Annotated in this window: 13 protein-coding genes and 3 tRNA genes; 15 read left to right on the top strand and 1 reads right to left on the bottom strand. The window is 43.7% G+C overall.

Going from position 1 to position 18,584, the window contains the following annotated elements:
* Positions 1-70: 70 nt before the first annotated feature.
* The 8 genes from AB5443_RS08510 to AB5443_RS08545 all read left to right on the top strand — a co-directional run bounded on the left by AB5443_RS08510 (position 71) and on the right by AB5443_RS08545 (position 12,192).
* Entirely contained in the window at positions 71-325 is a 255-nt protein-coding gene (locus tag AB5443_RS08510) for a hypothetical protein (RefSeq protein ID WP_368114139.1), read from the top strand.
* A 170-nt stretch (positions 326-495) separates the two neighbouring features.
* Positions 496-1,533: a DUF4221 family protein gene (locus AB5443_RS08515; protein WP_368114138.1), complete on the top strand. Its 1,038-nt coding sequence runs from the start codon at positions 496-498 to the stop codon at positions 1,531-1,533.
* Positions 1,521-1,979 (top strand): hypothetical protein, encoded by a 459-nt coding sequence (locus AB5443_RS08520; RefSeq protein WP_368114137.1) that lies wholly within the window; start codon positions 1,521-1,523, stop codon positions 1,977-1,979. Before AB5443_RS08515 ends, AB5443_RS08520 begins: the two co-directional genes overlap by 13 nt.
* Positions 1,976-3,052 carry a 6-bladed beta-propeller gene (locus tag AB5443_RS08525; protein ID WP_368114136.1) on the top strand — a complete coding sequence of 359 codons (1,077 nt, stop codon included), beginning with the start codon at positions 1,976-1,978 and terminating at the stop codon, positions 3,050-3,052. Before AB5443_RS08520 ends, AB5443_RS08525 begins: the two co-directional genes overlap by 4 nt.
* An 86-nt stretch (positions 3,053-3,138) precedes the next feature.
* A complete protein-coding gene (locus tag AB5443_RS08530) occupies positions 3,139-4,230 on the top strand; it encodes an efflux RND transporter periplasmic adaptor subunit (RefSeq protein ID WP_368114135.1) in 1,092 nt (363 codons plus the stop codon).
* A gap of 22 nt (positions 4,231-4,252) precedes the next feature.
* Positions 4,253-7,348 carry an efflux RND transporter permease subunit gene (locus tag AB5443_RS08535; RefSeq protein WP_368114134.1) on the top strand — a complete coding sequence of 1,032 codons (3,096 nt, stop codon included), beginning with the start codon at positions 4,253-4,255 and terminating at the stop codon, positions 7,346-7,348.
* Between the two features lie 28 nt (positions 7,349-7,376).
* Positions 7,377-8,891, top strand: a complete 1,515-nt coding sequence (locus AB5443_RS08540; RefSeq protein ID WP_368114133.1) for a TolC family protein — start codon at positions 7,377-7,379, stop codon at positions 8,889-8,891.
* A gap of 37 nt (positions 8,892-8,928) precedes the next feature.
* Positions 8,929-12,192: an efflux RND transporter permease subunit gene (locus AB5443_RS08545; RefSeq protein ID WP_368114132.1), complete on the top strand. Its 3,264-nt coding sequence runs from the start codon at positions 8,929-8,931 to the stop codon at positions 12,190-12,192.
* 47 nt (positions 12,193-12,239) lie between these two features.
* Here the strand turns inward: AB5443_RS08545 and AB5443_RS08550 are convergent, their stop codons facing one another.
* The gene (locus tag AB5443_RS08550) at positions 12,240-12,797 is read right to left on the bottom strand and encodes an NAD(P)H-dependent oxidoreductase (RefSeq protein WP_022138521.1); all 558 of its coding nucleotides are present in this window, start codon (positions 12,795-12,797) and stop codon (positions 12,240-12,242) included.
* A 176-nt stretch (positions 12,798-12,973) separates the two neighbouring features.
* Between AB5443_RS08550 and nspC the strand changes: the two genes are divergently transcribed.
* The 7 genes from nspC (at position 12,974) to AB5443_RS08585 (ending at position 18,581) form a co-directional block, all read left to right on the top strand.
* On the top strand, positions 12,974-14,113 hold the full coding sequence (gene nspC, locus AB5443_RS08555; protein ID WP_044655420.1) for a carboxynorspermidine decarboxylase: 1,140 nt from the start codon (positions 12,974-12,976) through the stop codon (positions 14,111-14,113).
* 118 nt (positions 14,114-14,231) lie between these two features.
* Positions 14,232-14,304 (top strand) — tRNA-Gly (locus tag AB5443_RS08560).
* 32 nt (positions 14,305-14,336) lie between these two features.
* Positions 14,337-14,421: transfer RNA gene (locus AB5443_RS08565), tRNA-Leu, on the top strand.
* A gap of 34 nt (positions 14,422-14,455) precedes the next feature.
* Positions 14,456-14,531: transfer RNA gene (locus AB5443_RS08570), tRNA-Gly, on the top strand.
* 199 nt (positions 14,532-14,730) lie between these two features.
* Entirely contained in the window at positions 14,731-15,897 is a 1,167-nt protein-coding gene (gene nagA, locus AB5443_RS08575; protein ID WP_368114439.1) for an N-acetylglucosamine-6-phosphate deacetylase, read from the top strand.
* Between the two features lie 21 nt (positions 15,898-15,918).
* Entirely contained in the window at positions 15,919-17,091 is a 1,173-nt protein-coding gene (gene nagA, locus AB5443_RS08580) for an N-acetylglucosamine-6-phosphate deacetylase (protein WP_277135343.1), read from the top strand.
* A 224-nt stretch (positions 17,092-17,315) separates the two neighbouring features.
* Positions 17,316-18,581, top strand: a complete 1,266-nt coding sequence (locus tag AB5443_RS08585) for a TolC family protein (protein ID WP_368114440.1) — start codon at positions 17,316-17,318, stop codon at positions 18,579-18,581.
* Positions 18,582-18,584 lie beyond the last annotated feature (3 nt).

Here is an 18,584-nt window from a genome sequence, read left to right on the forward strand (position 1 = left end):
TAGATCTTGTTATATGATAAAAATACGAGAAAATAAAAAAATGAGTATAATAATTAGATTTTAAGAAGAAATGAATAAGAAAACTTTGTTTAGTGTTGTATTAGTATTTAGTATGATTGCCAGTTATAACATTTGTAAATCAGAAAAATGTAATAAGTTATCCAATTTGATTTTAAATGAGGTTGAATCTTTGGCGGATAGTAGCGAAGGTTGTATCAGCAAAACAGGTAAAAATAATGGAGACTGTACTACAGATGGTACTGTATACTTTTGTGAGAATTCGTTTTGGATAGATGATTGCGTAAAAGGAGAATATCCTAACTAATTATTGATGTTGTGGACCTATTCAAATTACTTGATGTAATATACAAATATGTTCAAGGTATTTGAATAGGTCTATGTAATAACAGTAAGATAAATGTTGTTATGAGACAATTGTGTATAATCTTGTTTTTTATATTCACGTTTTATTCCTGTAGTGAATATAGAAAAAATGTGAATCCTCATCATGAAGATTGTGAAACTTTGAAATATGAACTTGTGGATAGTCTTAGTATTGAATTCCCTTTAGATTCTATAACTTCTCATATTTTTACTGCTTTAGAATATAATGATGAATGGGGGATACTATCTTTCTTGTCTAATAGAAGGATATTGATGTATGATTATGAAAAAAAGAAATTGATAAATACTATAAATATTCAATGCTCATCCCCTTCTTCATATACAGTGATAAATAGAGATTCGATTTTAGTAATTGATTATAATGAAAGAAATTTGATGATATATGGTGATAAAGGAAATATTTTGAATTCATATAAGTTGTTTCCTAGTATTAAGTATGCTCCTTTACCGATTAATAGAATATCACCAATTATTCTGAAAAATAATATTGTTACTTTTTTAGGAAGTATGGCAGGAGAATATAGTGATGAGAATGAAATGAATCGTAAGACTATGGCGACTTTTAATTTACAGACAGGGGAGATTAACTATTATATGCCCTATTCTGATGTTTATAAAGAGAATTGGGGTGGTGGTCTTTATAGATGGGTATATTCTGATTATAATGAGTTTTTGGATCTTTATATAATAAGTTTTCCTGCGGAACATTATATTTATACTCTTTCTGGAAATAAAAAAGAACTACATAAATATTATGCTGGAAGCCAATTGATTGATGCTACATATTATTTAAATCAATCTAAGGATATACCAGCAACTTCTGATTTGAAAATAAAACATTTTGTAGAAAATCATAGCTATTCTAGAATATTGTATGACAAGTATAGGAATGTATATTATAGAATAGCAGAAATGAAAAGTACTTATGAAGGTATTCCAGGGTGGCAGAAAGAAATTTCAGTTATAATATTGAATGATAAATTTCAAATTATAGGAGAAACTTTTATCGGTAAACCAAATTTGAATAGTCGATATGCCGTTTTTGTTAATGAAAGCGGATTACATATTCCTCAAAAAAGTGATGAAAATGTTTTGAAATATAAATTGTTTGTATTATGTGTAAAATAAATTGTATAATATTGCTATCAATAATACTGATGTGTGGTTGCAAAGGAGATGATTTGAAAGAATCCTATAATACTTTTGTATCTTCTGTGTGGAGTGACTCTGAATTAGAGCAAACAGATTTTATTATAATAATTCCCCATCAAGGATGCTCTGGATGTATAACGTATGCAGAAGACTTTTATTGTCGGTATAAAAGTAATAAAAAGATAAAATTTATCTTTACGCATATTGTGTCTATGAAAAATCTAAAAAACCGTCTAAAATTAGATATGGATAATGCTTTTATAGATAAAAATAACCAATTGCTGGTGATAGGTGAGGCTGATAAAAAGATATATCCCTGTATACTACAACTTAGAAATGGTAAAATTGTTGATATATATTATCAGTCTCCTTATGAAGATGGGTTTAGTATTGTGGAAAAATATTTTAATAGTGTATTATGAAAAAAAGTGTTTTAGCATTGAGCTTTTTATTGTGTTTCTCATGTACTAAGAAGTTAGACGAAGAGACATGTTTGCCTTTGAAAGAGTCGATAAAGGTCGATTCTAAAGTTGAAAATATTGATATATTTGAAGATGTCAGTGTGATTCCTCTAGAAACTACAGATGAGTCATTGCTTAGTGATTGCCAAATTGTGGCATTCTGTGATGATAAAATAGTTGTTAGAGATATAAATACTCTTTATTTTTTTAATATTGAAACTGGTAGATATGAATCAAAAATATGCAGGCAAGGGAACGGACCGGAAGAATATGTATCATTGAACGATGTATGTATCGATTGTGTTGATAAGTTGGTGTATGTGCTTGAAGGAAGAGGTAATATCAAAACGTATAATTATGACGGCTCTTTTTTGAAGGAATATACAAATGATTCTGTTGTGTCAATAGAGATGCTTGAAAGTTCCCGTTTTGTAGCATATAGTGGAGTCAACAGACAATGCGATATTACACTTTATAATAAAGATTGGAATGTCGTAAAAAAAATATGGAAAAGAAATAAGGAAGTCATGAATTATAAAGACATAGTAGAAGTGAGGGATTTTGATGTATTTAATGGCTATCCTTGTTTTATGGATACAGATACCTTGTGCCAAATAAATAACGAGAATGTTAATCCTTTGTTTTATATAGATAAAGGGGAGTTAGCTTTGCCGTTTGAAATTTTCACAGATATAAAAAGGAAAAAAGAACGGGACTCATATATATGGGGAGATTACGGATTTCTCTCAGAAGATTTTTATTTCTTAAGATTTTATTATGACAATAAAATCTATTATGATGTGTGGGATGTGTCATCAATGAAGTTGATATATAGGAATATTGTAAGTTCTCCTGTAGATGCCAGAGGTATTTCGATACTCATTGATGGAAAAAAGATAAATATATGGCCTTCATACGTTCGGGGTGATATGATATGTTCTGTCCTGCAAGGTGAAGAGGTGGAAAAGTTAGGTTTGCCTACTGATAATGACGAGAATCCTGTTATAGTGACATGTAGAATAAGAAAAAGATAGGCGATCATAGTGTGTGTAAATACATTCATCTTTCAAAAGGTCAGTAAAATAAAAATATTTATATTGGGGCAATTAAAAAAAATAGTATGAAACGACACAACTTTTCTTGTATACTACTATGTGGAACTTTGGTAGTGTTAGTAGCATGTTCAGGCAAGAACGATATGGTGGAGAAGGCAAAAGAAAGGATTTCCACCGTCCTTCCAGACACAAAGAATGAAGTTACTACCCAAATTCTGAGGAAGCGTAATTTTGACCATGAACTGGTAAGCAACGGAAAGGTGAACGCCCGCAGTAAAGCTGATTTGCGCTTTGAAACGGGTGAAGTCATTGCCCGTATTTATGTGAAGAACGGCGACCGTGTACATAAAGGACAAAAGCTGGCTGAACTGGACAAATTCCGTCTGGAGCAGAAACTGTCCCAGGCGGAAGACGCTTTGTTGAAGGCTGAGCTTGAATTGAAAGATGTGCTCATCGGGCAGGGATATACGCCGGATGATTTCAGCAAGGTTCCTGTGGAGACCATGAAGATTGCAAAAGTGAAGAGCGGTTACGAGCAGTCGAAATCCCAGTACGAACTGACAAAAAGGGAGACGGAACATGCGACACTTACCGCGCCTTTTGACGGTGTAGTGGCTAATCTTTTCTCAAAACCTTATAACCCGGCTAATACCTCGGAAGTATTCTGCACTATCCTTGACACCAGAGGGATGGAAGCTGAATTTACCGTATTGGAGAATGAACTTGCCTTTATTAAAAAAGGTGATAAGGTGACGGTCATTCCTTATGCTGGGGGAAGCTCGTTTGAGGGTAGGGTATCTGAAGTCAATCCGTTGGTGGATACCAATGGAATGGTGAAGGTGAAGGCTGATGTGAACGGTGAAGGCAAGCTGTTCAGCGGTATGAATGTGAGGGTCAGTGTCAGGCGGAATCTGGGTGAACAGTTGGTGATTCCCAAGACGGCTGTGGTACTGCGCTCCGGCAAGCAGGTGGTGTTCACATTGAAAGAAGGCAAGGCTATGTGGAACTATGTGCATACGGGACTGGAGAACGCAACGGAATACATTGTTTCTGATAAATCCCGGAAAGGTGTTGAAGACGGTTTATTGGAAGGAGACACGGTTATTGTGACCGGAAACCTGAATCTGGCGCATGAAGCGGAAGTAAATGTAAGATAATCCGTCCCAAAATCAAGTAAGCATGATAAAATTTTTAATCCAGCGTCCTATCGCCGTGTTAATGGCTTTCACCGCCAGTTTTATAATCGGCCTGGTGACTTATTCCACACTGCCGATATCGCTGCTTCCGAATATCGCCATTCCGGAGATTACCGTACAAGTGTCTGCCGCGAATACATCCGCCCGCGAACTGGAAAACACGATTGTGAAACCTTTGCGCAGCCAACTGATTCAGGTTTCCACTTTGAAAGACATTCATAGCGAATCAAGGGACGGGGCGGGTATCATCCGCCTGTCTTTTGAGTTCGGCACTAATACGGATCTTGCTTTTATCGAGGTCAATGAGAAGATAGATGCTGCGATGAACTATCTCCCCAAGGAAACGGAACGTCCGAAAGTAATCAAGGCGAGCGCAACGGATATTCCCGTGTTCTACCTGAATCTGACCTTGAAGAATGACAGTGCTTATAGTACTACTACCACGGGACAGCAATCCTTTCTTGACTTGTGTGAATTTGCCGAATCGGTTATCAAGCGAAGGATAGAGCAGCTTGAAGAAGTGGCTATGGTGGACGTGACCGGACTGGTGGAACGCCAGGTGCAGATTGTGCCCGATGAGGACAAGCTTGCCATGATGGGACTTGCCGTTGAGGATATTGAGTCCGCCCTGTCGTCCAACAATGTAGAACCGGGCAGTATGACGGTACGTGACGGATACTATGAATATAATATCAAATTCTCGACATTACTGCGTACGGCGGAAGATGTGGAAAATATCTATCTGCGTAAGGGCGACCGCATTGTGCAGTTAAAGGATTTCTGCAAGGTTAATATCGTGCCTGTGAAAGAAAAGGGCGTGTCCTTATCGAACGGAAAGCGTGCGGTGACATTGGCTGTCATCAAGCAGGCGGATGAGAATATGGACAAGATGAAGAACTCCCTGATAGGGACGATGGAGTATTTCCAGCGGGTATATCCGGACATTGATTTCAGTATCAGCCGCAATCAGACGGAGTTGCTGGACTTCACGATTTCCAATCTGCAGCAGAATCTTTCTTTAGGATTCCTCTTTATCTGCCTGGTAGCAGTCCTGTTCCTGGGTGACGTGAAATCCCCGTTGGTCATCGGGCTCAGCATGGTGGTTTCCATCGTAATTAGTTTCGTATTCTTCTACCTTTGTAATATGTCACTGAATATCATTTCCCTTGCCGGATTGATTCTGGCTTTGGGAATGATGATTGACAGCTCGATTATCGTGACTGAGAATATTTCGCAATACCGCGAACGGGGATATTCCCTGCGTCGTGCCTGTATCACAGGGACAAGTGAAGTGGTGACGCCCATGCTGAGCTCTTCGCTGACCACCATCGCCGTATTCGCTCCCCTGATTTTTATGAGCGGCATTGCCGGAGCTATTTTCTACGACCAGGCTTTCTCCGTCACGGTAGGGCTGCTGGTGTCTTATTTTACGGGAATCATGCTTCTTCCCGTCCTCTATCTGCTGGTCTACCGTGCAGGTATCCGTACCCGGAAATGGAAGTGGCTCTCCTTTAAATTCAATAACCCGATAAAAGACCATACGCTGGACCGTTTCTATGATGCCGGAGTAGACTGGGTGTTCCGTCATAAAACGTTCAGCGTATTGTTTTGCGTCATTTCCATTCCGCTCTGTGTATTCTTCTTTTTCTTTATAGATAAAGAGCGGATGCCCGATATAGAAGAAAACGAATTGATTGTCCGCATAGAATGGAATGAAAATATCCACGTGGATGAAAACAGGAAGCGTGTGGACGCACTTTTTAAAGAACTGGAAGGCCGTTCTCTGGAACAGACGGCTTCTGTCGGCAGACAGGATTTTATCCTGAACCGGGAGAGGGAGCTTTCCTCTTCCGAAGCGGAACTTTATTTCCGGACGGAAACTTCCGGAGAGATTGCCCCATTGGAACAGGAGATATACCGGAGATTGAAGGAACGTTATCCGCTCTCCGTCATTTCTTTCTCTCCGCCGGAAACGGTATTCGAGAAACTTTTTGTGACGGGTGAACCGGATATCATAGCTGAATTTTATGCCCGTAACAGGGCACAGGCACCGGAAGCGGAAACGATTCGCAAACTGGAGTATGAATTGACAGGGGAAACCGGAATCAATCCTACGGGCATCGCTTTTGAAAATCAGTTGAACCTGAGCATCAGCAAGGAAAAACTGCTGCTTTACCGTGTCTCCTATAACGAACTTTACCGTGTCTTGAAAACGGCTTTCCGCGAAAACAGCGTGACTATGCTGCATTCTTACCAGCAATATCTTCCGATTAATATTGCAGGGAATGAAAAGACCGTGAACAGGGTCTTGCAGGAGACATTGATACAGACACAGCCGGATAACCAAGGCAATATAGAATATATCCCGCTTCGGGAACTGGTAAAGGTGGCTCCTGCCGAAGACTTGAAAAGTATTACTGCCGGGCGTAACGGGGAATTTGTGCCCTTCGATTTTTATGGAGTGCGCGATGCAGACAAGCTGATAAAAGACGTGAAGCAGGTAGCCGGGAATACGGGGGAGTGGGATACCGGCTTTTCCGGCAGCTTCTTCTCGAACCGGGAAATGCTGGACGAACTGGTAGTGATACTTCTGATTTCCCTGTTGCTGATGTATTTTATCCTTGCGGCACAGTTCGAGAGTTTTTTACAGCCTTTGCTTGTCCTGGCGGAAATTCCCATAGACGTGGCCTTTGCTTTGTTGCTGCTTTGGCTTTGCGGGCATACGCTGAATCTGATGTCAGCCATCGGGCTTATCGTCACCTGCGGTATCGTCATCAATGACTCTATCCTGAAACTGGATGCAATCAATGAACTGCGCAAGGCAGGCGTCCCTTTGCTGGAAGCCATCCATGAAGCCGGACGCAGGCGCCTGCGTCCCATTATCATGACCTCGCTGACTACGATTTTCGCCATGGTTCCGCTCTTGTTCTCTTCGGATATGGGTTCGGAACTGCAAAAGCCGTTGTCCATAGCCATGATAGGGACGATGTCGATAGGCACGGCAGTGAGCCTGTTTATCATACCGTTGCTTTATTGGTTCATTTACCGGAAAAAAGAAGAAGTAAGAAAGTTGAAATAAGTAGCAAATAATAACGAATAGTTCAAATATGAGAGTTATGAACGGATTATTAAGAATTCCCACCTTTCTCTGTGTCCTCAGTGTCCTCTGTGGTGAATCCCCGCTGTACGCACAGAAACATCTGGTACTGGACTTGAATCAGACGATTGCTTTGGCCAACGACAGTTCTCTGGAATCATTCCGCACACAGAATATGTATCTCTCCGGCTATTGGGAATACCGGACATACAAGGCGAACCGCCTGCCCAGTCTGACGCTGGACCTTACTCCGGCACAATATAACCGGGATATAACGAAACGTTATGATTCGGGCTCCAACCTCGACGTGTACCGCACGCAGCAATCATATTATGCCTACGGCGGACTGAGCGTGAGGCAGAACCTCGACCTGACCGGGGGTACATTCTATCTGGAATCGAATCTTGCCTATATGCGCAACTTCGGGGATAACAGCGCGACACAACTCACCAGTGTCCCGATAAGGCTCGGATATTCGCAGAGCCTGGTAGGATACAATCCTTTCAAGTGGGAGCGGAAAATAGAACCGTTGAAATACGAGCGCGTGAAGAAGGAATTTCTTTATAATGTGGAGAAGGTCTCGGAAACGGCCACGAACTATTTCTTTTCCCTTGCCATGGCGCAAGCGGAATATAAACTGGCAAAGGACAACCTGGCTTCCACCGATACGCTTTACCGTATCGGGCAACAACGCCACCGGATAGCCGCCATCTCACAGGCCGACCTGCTGACATTGAAACTGGACCGTGTCAACGCACAGAACACTCTTCAGAACAAGGCTAGCGACCTGAAACGGGCGATGTTCTCCTTAGCGTCTTTTCTTAATCTGGATAAGAATACGCAAATCGAACTGAAACTCCCTTCCCGTCCGGGCATGATAGAGATTCCGGTGGATGAGGCTTTGAGTTGGGGGAGAAGCAACAATCCCCAATTGCTGGAATTGAAACAGAATGTACTGGAAGCGCAGCGGAATGTGGACAAGACAAAGAAAGAATCCCGTTTCAACGCAAGTGTGAATGCGAGCGTCGGTTTTAACCAGGTGGCGGATAATTTCGGGGATGTGTATCATAAACCGATGCAACAGGATTTGGTGGCGGTCAGTGTTTCCATTCCGTTATTGGATTGGGGCGTCCGTAAAGGCAAGTATAATATGGCGCGGAATAACCTGAATGTGGTGAAGATTTCGGCACGTCAGGATGAGATTAGCATCGAAGAGGAAGTGATTATGACAGTGAGCGATTTCAATATCCAGCAGCAATTGATAGCAAGCGCGGAAGAGGCGCTGGATTTGTCTGTACTTGCTTATAATGAGACGAAACAGCGTTTTATCATCGGCAAGGCGGATATAAACAGCCTGACACTTTCACTCAACAGGCAGCAGCAGGCACAGCGGAATTATATTTCCGCCTTGCAAAACTACTGGCTGAATTATTATAAGATACGCCGGCTTACCCTGTTCGATTTCGCCGCGAAGCTTTCTCTTTCGGACAGGTTCGATTTCAATGGGGGAAAGTTGGTTAAATGATGATTCCCATTTATATGAATGATGATAATGCAAAATTATGGAATCTGAAATAAATAAGTCCCCGAAGGCTTCCGCCTTTACGCTGATTGTGGCTTTTGTCTGTGTGGCGTTGGTCGGACTGGCACTTGTCCCGCTGTTACCTGTTAAATTGAACCCGTCACGGACATTGCCCGGCTTCACGGTACGTTTCAGCATGCCCGGCACTTCGGCGCGTGTGGTGGAGATGACGGCTACCAGTAAACTGGAGGCGATGCTTGCCCGCGTGAAAGGGATTCGGGGAATTTACTCCACTTCGGGAAACGGGTGGGGAAGTATCAGCGTGAACCTGGACAAGCATGTGGATGCGGCAGTCGCACGTTTCGAGGCTTCCACCATTATCCGTCAGACGTGGCCGGAGTTGCCGGACGGGGTGAGTTATCCGTATATTCAGATGCAGAGTCCGGGACAGAGCAGCCAGTCTCCTTTCATGGCGTTTACAATCAATGCGCCCGCTACGCCTGTATTGATTCAGCAGTATGCGGAAGAGCATATAAAAACACGCTTGGCACAGCTTTCGGGGATTTATAAGATTAACCTTAGTGGTGCCACTCCGATGGAGTGGCGGTTGGAGTATGATTCCGAACAGTTGCGTGCGCTTGGGATAAATACGGATGATATTCGCGAGGCGGTCGGGCTGCATTATCAGAAAGAATTTTTAGGTACTTATGATGCGGAACAAGGGGCTTCGGGCAGGCAATGGATACGCCTGGCGTTGGTTCCCGAACATGACAGCCGGGAGTTTGATGCCAGTCGGATACAGGTGAAGATGAAGGACGGGAGAATGATTGGTCTGGATGAACTGGTGAAGGTTTCACGGGTGGAACAACAGCCGCAGAGTTATTACCGGATTAATGGGCTGAACTCAATTTATCTGTCTATAGTTGCCGAAGAGACGGCTAATCAATTGGCGTTGAGCAAGGAAGTGAAGGCATATATGGATGACATTCAGCTATTGCTTCCGGTAGGATATGAGATTCATACCAGTTATGATGCTACGGAGTTTATCAAGGATGAGTTGAGTAAGATTTATCTGCGTACGGGAGTCACGGTGGCTATCCTGCTTCTGTTCGTATTGTTGATTACGTTCAGTCCTAAATATCTGTTTCTGATTGTTGTCAGTTTGTCTGTCAATATAGCGATAGCGGTTATTCTTTATTACGCCTTCGGGTTGGAAATGCAGTTGTACTCTTTGGCGGGTATCACTGTCTCGTTGAATCTTGTGATTGATAACACGATAGTGATGAGCGACCACTATCTGCGACGTGGCAACCGGAAAGCGTTTATGTCCGTGCTGGCGGCTACATTGACAACGATGGGAGCATTGGTTATCATCTTTTTCCTCGATGAGAAGATACGGCTTAATTTGCAGGACTTTGCTGCCGTGGTGATTATCAATTTGGGAGTTTCTTTGTTGGTTGCCCTGTTTTTTGTTCCTTCCCTGATTGATAAAATCGGATTGAAGCGACGGAAAAGAATTTCTCCTTCAAAACCAAAGTTGAAGCTGAAACCGAAATCGGGACAGCGGATAGGGAACGTACGTTTCTTTGTGTGGGTACGCTCGAAAATGCGTCGTTTTCCGGTTTACTTCAGCCGCTTTTATAGGTGGCTGATACGGAATCTTTGCCGTTGGAGAGTGGCGGTGTGCATACTGTTATTATTAGGATTCGGATTGCCTGTATTCTTGTTGCCGGAAAAGATGAAGGGGGAAGATAAGTGGGCGGAAGTTTATAATAAAACGCTGGGTACTTCTGCCTATAAAGAAAAGGTGAAACCGGTTGTGGATAAGGTGTTGGGTGGAAGTCTGCGACTGTTTATACAAAAGGTGTATGAGGGGAGTTATTTCTCACGGAATGAAGAAGTAGTGCTTCACGCCAACGCGAATTTACCGAATGGGAGCACGCTTGAGCAGATGAATACACTGATAAAACGGATGGAAACTTATCTGAGTGGATTTAAGGAAATCAAGCAGTTTCAAGCATCCGTGGAGAGTGCCCGCAGGGCATCTATCCATATCTATTTTACTAAAGAGCATCAGAGAAGCGGATTTCCCTATACATTGAAAGCGAATATGATAAGTAAGGCTCTTCAATTGGGAGGTGGAGACTGGAGTATCTACGGATTGCAGGATCAGGGATTCAGTAATAGTGTGCGTGAGAACGCGGGTTCTTTCCGGGTGAAGATGTACGGGTACAATTATGATGAGCTTTATGCGTGGGCGGAGAATTTGAAGGAGAAGCTATTGTCTCACCGACGGATTAGGGAAGTGACGATAGGTTCTGATTTCTCGTGGTGGAAAGATGATTATATGGAATTCTACTTCGACCTGAACAAACGGCGGATGGCTGAAGAAGGAATTGGAGCCGGAGGGTTGTTTTCCGCTATCCGTCCGATATATGGGCGAAATATGGAAATTGGTTCGGTATTGACGGAAGAAGGAACGGAAAAGATAAAGCTTTCTTCCCGGCAATCGGAAGAACGGGATGTATGGGCTATGCAGTACTATCCTTTCCAGTCAGGCGGTAAGGAATATAAGATGTCGGAACTGGCCGTCGTTGAGAAAGGGCAGATGCCGCAGGAAGTGGCAAAGGAAAATCAGCAATATCGCTTGTGCCTGCAATACGAGTATATCGGCTCTTCGGAACAGGGGCATAAACTGCTGAAGAAAGATTTGGAAGAGTTTAACGAGCTTCTTCCGATGGGATATACCGCAAAATCGGAAGATAACAACTGGTCGTGGGGCGGAAAGGATAATAAGCAATATCGTTTGCTCCTGATTGTAATCGCCATTATTTTCTTTATTACAAGTATTCTTTTTAATTCGCTGAAACAGCCGTTGGCGATTATCTTTGTGATTCCGGTATCTTATATCGGCGTGTTCCTGACGTTCTACTGGTTCAAACTGAACTTCGACCAGGGCGGTTTTGCTTCCTTTGTCCTGCTTTGTGGTATCACAGTGAACGCGAGCATTTATATATTGAATGAATACAATGCCATCCGTAAACGCTTCCCGCGTCTTTCACCGCTCCGGGCTTATGTGAAAGCCTGGAACACGAAAGTGATTCCTATTTTCCTGACGGTCGCTTCCACTATCCTGGGCTTTATCCCTTTCATGGTAGGAGCGGAAAAAGAAGGTTTTTGGTTCCCGTTGGCGGCAGGCACTATCGGGGGATTGATAATGTCCGTAATCGGGGTATTTATTTTCCTGCCGGTGCTGACACTGAAGAAGAAGCATTGCTTTGCAGCATCTAAAGCTATGCTTTAAGGATGCTAAAGCGTAGCTTTATCCGGTCTAAAGCTACGCTTTTGGTTTTACCAGTTATTTCCCGCGTTACTGCTGCTGATAAGCATTTCCACTCTCTGCTTGTATAAATTCGCTCCTTCGGCAATATTCTTTCCTGCATCTGCGGTTCCCATTCCGTAAACGACAATGGGTGTCTGCCATGCCATACCCGAGTGAATCGCGCTACCCTGATACGGGCGTAGAAGCTCATCGATTGTGAAGCGGTTTCGCCCGCCGCTACGATAAGCGTCATATTCGGAGCCGGTAGTTGTTACCACCATCAATGGCTTGCCTGCAACAGCCGGAGTCTTGGATAAGTAAGTAAAGACTTCGTCCTGCCATTTTTTTAGTAATGACGGCGCAGCCATCCAATAGAAAGGAAACTGGTAGATGACAGCCGAAGCGTCGGAGATGATCTTACTCCATTCGTCCACATTGAAAGCGATTTCCTCGGACAGTTCGTAAAGGTTGAAAACCGCCACTCCTTCAATGTCACTCACGGCGTCGATTAATGCCTTGTTTGCTTGTGATTCTTTCATGTTGGGATGTGCCAGCAGAATCACGACTTTTCTTAAATCTTTATTCATATTCAATCAGGTATTTAGGATGATACAATTACTTATATACTATTAAGGTCTAAAAATAAGAAAAAGTTCTCGAAAACCAATATCTTAATTAAAAATAAAACAATCACTCTTTGCTTTTGAATTTGTATTTTTGCATCCACGTTCGTAAGACGTTACTTTAGATAATAATATTGTATATGATAGATTTTACCCGGTTTCCTTCTCCTTGCTATATCATGGAAGAAGAACTTTTAAGAAAGAACCTGAGTTTGATAAAAAACGTAGCCGACAGGGCGGGAGTGGAGATAATCCTGGCTTTCAAGTCATTTGCCATGTGGCGCTCTTTCCCTATCTTTCGTGAATACATCAACCATTCAACCGCCAGTTCGGTATATGAAGCCCGCCTGGCATTGGAAGAATTCGGCAGCAAGGCGCATACCTATTCTCCTGCCTATACAGAACAGGATTTCCCCGAAATCATGCGATGCAGCAGCCATATCACATTCAACTCGATGGCGCAGTTTGCCCGTTTCTATCCGATGACGGTAGCCGAAGGAAGCGGTATCTCCTGTGGTATCCGTGTGAATCCCGAATATTCGGAAGTGGAAACGGAACTTTATAATCCGTGTGCGCCCGGTACCCGTTTCGGGATAACGGCTGATTTGTTGCCGGAGACGCTGCCGCAAGGGATTGAGGGTTTTCATTGCCACTGTCATTGCGAATCTTCCTCTTATGAACTGGAGCGTACATTGGAACATCTGGAAGAGAAGTTTGCCCGTTGGTTTCCGCAGATAAAGTGGTTGAACCTGGGCGGCGGACATCTGATGACCCGCAAAGATTATGATACGGAACATCTGATAAAACTATTGCAAGGCTTAAAATCACGCTATCCGCACTTACGGATTATCCTGGAACCCGGATCGGCTTTTACCTGGCAGACGGGTGTCCTGACTTCCGAGGTGGTGGACATTGTGGAAAGCCGTGGAATCAGGACAGCCATCCTGAACGTCAGCTTTACCTGCCATATGCCCGATTGTCTGGAGATGCCTTATCAGCCGGCAGTCCGTGGCGCGGAAATGGGAAATGAAGGCAAATACATTTACCGCCTTGGCGGAAATTCCTGTTTGAGCGGCGACTATATGGGACTGTGGAGTTTCGACCATGAGTTGCAAATCGGAGAGCGGATTGTGTTCGAAGATATGATTCACTATACGATGGTAAAGACAAACATGTTTAACGGAATCCATCATCCGGCCATCGCTTTATGGACAAAAGAGGGAAAAGCAGAAATATACAAGCAATTTTCTTACGAAGATTATCGTGACCGAATGAGTTGATAATCAAAAAGATTGTTTTGCGGCGGGGGCAAAGTGTGCAGATTTCTTTAAAAAAAGTATGCAGAATGTTTGCAGGTTTACGGAAAATCCCTACCTTTGCAACCGCAAACGAAAAAATGCGGAAATAGCTCAGTTGGTAGAGCATAACCTTGCCAAGGTTAGGGTCGCGAGTTCGAGTCTCGTTTTCCGCTCATGTTTCTTTGAAATGTTGGAACTAAGTTTTGCCCAGGTGGCGGAATTGGTAGACGCGCACGTTTCAGGTGCGTGTGTCGAGAGGCATGCAGGTTCGAGTCCTGTTCTGGGCACCAATCTTTCAGTTTTCTGAATGACGAAATTTAGTTTGCGGAAATAGCTCAGTTGGTAGAGCATAACCTTGCCAAGGTTAGGGTCGCGAGTTCGAGTCTCGTTTTCCGCTCCATATATATAACATAAGAGGTTGTCAGTCGATGTGATTGGCAACCTCTTTTTTTTGTACCTTATTGTAAGTTTACCGGACGATTTTATCAATAGATTGAATAGAAAAGCGTAATTTTGCAGATGAAAAAAATCAATGTACTCCCCCCAAAAAGAGCGTCATTGATTCACGCAGACCTATAATTAATTTAATAATAGATGATATGTTAACACAAATCATTAATGCACGCATCCTGACCCCGCAAGGCTGGCTCAAGGATGGGTCAGTGCTTATCCGCGACAATAAAATTCTGGAAGTGACCAACTGCGACCTTGCCATTATCGGAGCCAAACTGATTGATGCCAAAGGAATGTACATTGTCCCCGGCGGAGTGGAAATCCACGTTCATGGTGGCGGCGGAAGGGATTTTATGGAAGGTACGGAAGAGGCTTTCCGAACAGCTATCAAAGCTCATATGCAGCACGGCACTACCAGTATTTTCCCCACACTTTCTTCTTCAACCATTCCTATGATCTGCGCAGCCGCGGAGACTACCGAGAAAATGATGGCGGAACCGGATAGCCCGGTACTCGGACTTCACCTCGAAGGACATTATTTCAATATGGAAATGGCGGGCGGACAGATTCCCGAAAATATCAAGAATCCCGATCCCGAAGAATATATCCCGTTGCTGGAAGAGACGCATTGTATCAAGCGTTGGGATGCCGCACCGGAACTTCCGGGAGCCATGCAGTTCGGTAAGTATATCACGGCAAAAGGCATATTGGCTTCGGTAGGACATACGCAGGCTGAATTTGAGGATATACTGACGGCTTATGAAGCGGGCTATACTCATGCCACCCATTTCTATAACGCCATGCCGGGATTCCACAAACGGAAGGAATACAAATATGAGGGCACGGTAGAAAGCATTTATCTGATTGACGATATGACCGTGGAAGTAGTGGCGGACGGTATTCATGTGCCCCCGACGATTCTGCGTCTTGTCTACAAAATAAAAGGAGTGGAGCGTACTTGTCTGATAACGGATGCGCTGGCTTGCGCGGCCAGTGACAGTCAGACGGCTTTTGACCCGCGTGTAATTATCGAGGACGGGGTTTGCAAACTCGCAGACCGTTCCGCCCTGGCAGGAAGCGTGGCGACAATGGATCGCCTGATTCGCACGATGGTGCAGAAGGCGGAGATTCCATTGGCGGATGTGATAAGGATGGTTTCCGAAACACCTGCCCGCATCATGGGAGTGCTGGATCGTAAAGGTACGCTCGAGCGTGGCAAGGATGCCGATATCATTGCTTTGGACAAAGACTTGAATGTAAGGGCTGTGTGGGCGATGGGACAACTGGTGGAAGGCACCAACAAACTGTTTTAAATCCTATAAAAAAAGAAGACTATGTTAACTCAGATAATAAACGGAAGAATACTTACCCCGCAAGGCTGGTTGAAAGATGGCTCCGTATTGATTTGCGATGGAAAAATATTAGAGGTGACGAACAGTGACCTGGCGGTTATCGGTGCAACGATCATTGATGCCCGCGGGATGACAATCGTACCGGGATTTGTGAGTATGCATGCTCACGGTGGTGGCGGACACGACTTTACCGAAGCTACGGAAGAGGCTTTCCGCACGGCGACTACCGCCCATTTGAAGCATGGTGCCACCAGTATGTTCCCTACTTTATCATCCACTTCTTTCGAAAGGCTTTATCAGGCAGTCGATGTTTGCGAGAGTTTGATGCAGGAGAAAGATTCTCCGATTCTCGGTCTGCACATCGAAGGGCCTTACCTGAATCCGAAGATGGCAGGTACGCAGTATGACGGCTTCCTCAAAACACCGGATGAGAATGAATATATTCCTTTGTTGGAGCATACTTCCTGCATCAAGCGTTGGGACATCAGTCCCGAATTGCACGGTGCGCATGATTTCGCGAAGTACACCCGTTCGAAAGGGATTATGACCGCCGTGACACATACCGAAGCCGAGTATGATGAAATTAAGGCTGCGTATGCGGTAGGCTTTACCCATGCCGCGCATTTCTATAATGCGATGCCGGGTTTCCACAAACGCCGTGAGTATAAATATGAAGGTACGGTGGAAAGTGTATATCTGACGGATGGAATGACAGTAGAAGTGATTGCGGACGGCATTCACTTGCCGGCTACGATACTGAAACTGGTATATAAACTGAAAGGTGTGGAGAATACTTGTCTCGTAACGGATGCTTTGGCTTATGCCGCTTCTGACGGTAATGTGCCGGTTGATCCCCAGTATATTATTGAAGGCGGAGTATGTAAGATGGCAGACCATTCTGCGTTGGCAGGTAGTTTGGCTACGATGGATATACTGGTGCGTACCATGGTGAAGAAAGCGAATATACCTTTGGAAGATGCTGTACGCATGGCTTCTGAGACTCCCGCCCGTCTGATTGGAGTTAGCGACCGGAAAGGGGCGTTGGCTAAAGGAAAAGATGCCGATATTGTGATTCTTGATAAGGAACTGAATGTGCGTTGTGTGTGGTCGATGGGAAAGATTGTTCCGGGAACTGATATCCTGTTGCACAAATAACGGTTGAAATAATACGAAACAAGATAGCCCTGATTCTGAATGTAGAGATGCTCTGCTTCGGAATCGGGGCTTATTTTTATGGTATCTGTATGATGAAAACAGCCTTTTTCTAATCGAATTCTAATCTGAAATGAGAGCCTTATAATGGCTTTTTTCCTTCTCTACGATTGCAGAATTGTAATTTTGTCGCGAAAACTACGATAAGGTAACAAAGATTAAACGCAATGAACAGAGTATTTCTAATTTCCTTTTTTCTTCTATTGACAAGGGGAGTATTATGTGCCCAGCAGATTTCGGGCACGCTGACACTAAAGGATGCGGAACAACGTTTTCTGGAACGTAACCTGTCGCTGATAGCCGAACGTTATAACATCGACATGGCACAAGCACAGGTTCTGCAAGCCAAACTATTTGAGAACCCGGTGATTTCACTGGAACAGAATGTCTACAATCGGCTGAACGGGAAGTACTTCGATTTTGGGCATGAGGGTGAAGCGGTTGTGGAGATTGAGCAGGTGATTCGCCTTGCCGGTCAGCGGAACAAGCAAGTGAAGCTGGAAAAAATCAACAAGGAAATAGCCGGATATCAGTTTGAAGAAGTGATGCGTACCCTTCGCCGGGAACTGAATGAGAAGTTCGTACAGGTTTATTTCCTTTCCAAATCCATCTCTATTTATGAGAAGGAAGTCAACTCCCTGCAAAATTTACTTGCCGGGATGAAGGTGCAACAAGAAAAAGGAAATATTTCGTTGATGGAAATCTCCCGCCTGGAGTCCATGCTGTTCTCTTTAAAGAAAGAGAAGAATGAACGGGAGAATGAGTTGCTGACTCTAAGAGGGGAGTTCAACAGGTTGCTCAATCTTCCGGGAGATACCCGGATTCGGTTATCATTGGATGAGGAAGTATTGAAACAGCTTGATTTGTCTCAACTGTCATTCGCCGATTTGAAAGCGATGATTAATGAGCGTCCGGACTTGAAAATTGCGCGAAGCATGGCAAGCGCTTCCCGTGCCAATTTGAAATTGCAGAAGTCGATGGCTTTTCCTGAATTTTCGGTGAAAGGTAGTTATGACCGTATCGGAAACTTTATTAGGGATTATTTTGCGGTAGGAGTAAGCCTGTCCGTACCTATCTTCAACCGTAACCAGGGAAATATAAAGGCTGCCCGTTTCAGCATTCAGCAAGCGGGAGTGCAGCAGGAAGATGCTGCCAACCGTGCGGATATGGAGCTTTATACCGCTTATGCTTCACTGGAAAAGGCAGTGCAGCTTTATCAATCTACCAACATGGATTTGGAACGCAACTTTGAGAAACTGATAACAGGTGTGAACGAGAACTTCAGTAAACGCAATATCAGTTTGCTGGAGTTTATTGATTACTATGACAGTTATAAGGAAACCTGTATTCAGTTGCATGAGATAAAGAAAGATGTGTTTCTCGCCATCGAAAACCTGAATACAACTGTCGGACAGAATATATTGAACTACTAATAT

This window comes from Bacteroides sp. RTP21281st1_H5_RTP21281_210402 (assembly GCF_040918965.1).
Classification (GTDB): Bacteria; Bacteroidota; Bacteroidia; order Bacteroidales; family Bacteroidaceae; genus Bacteroides; species Bacteroides congonensis.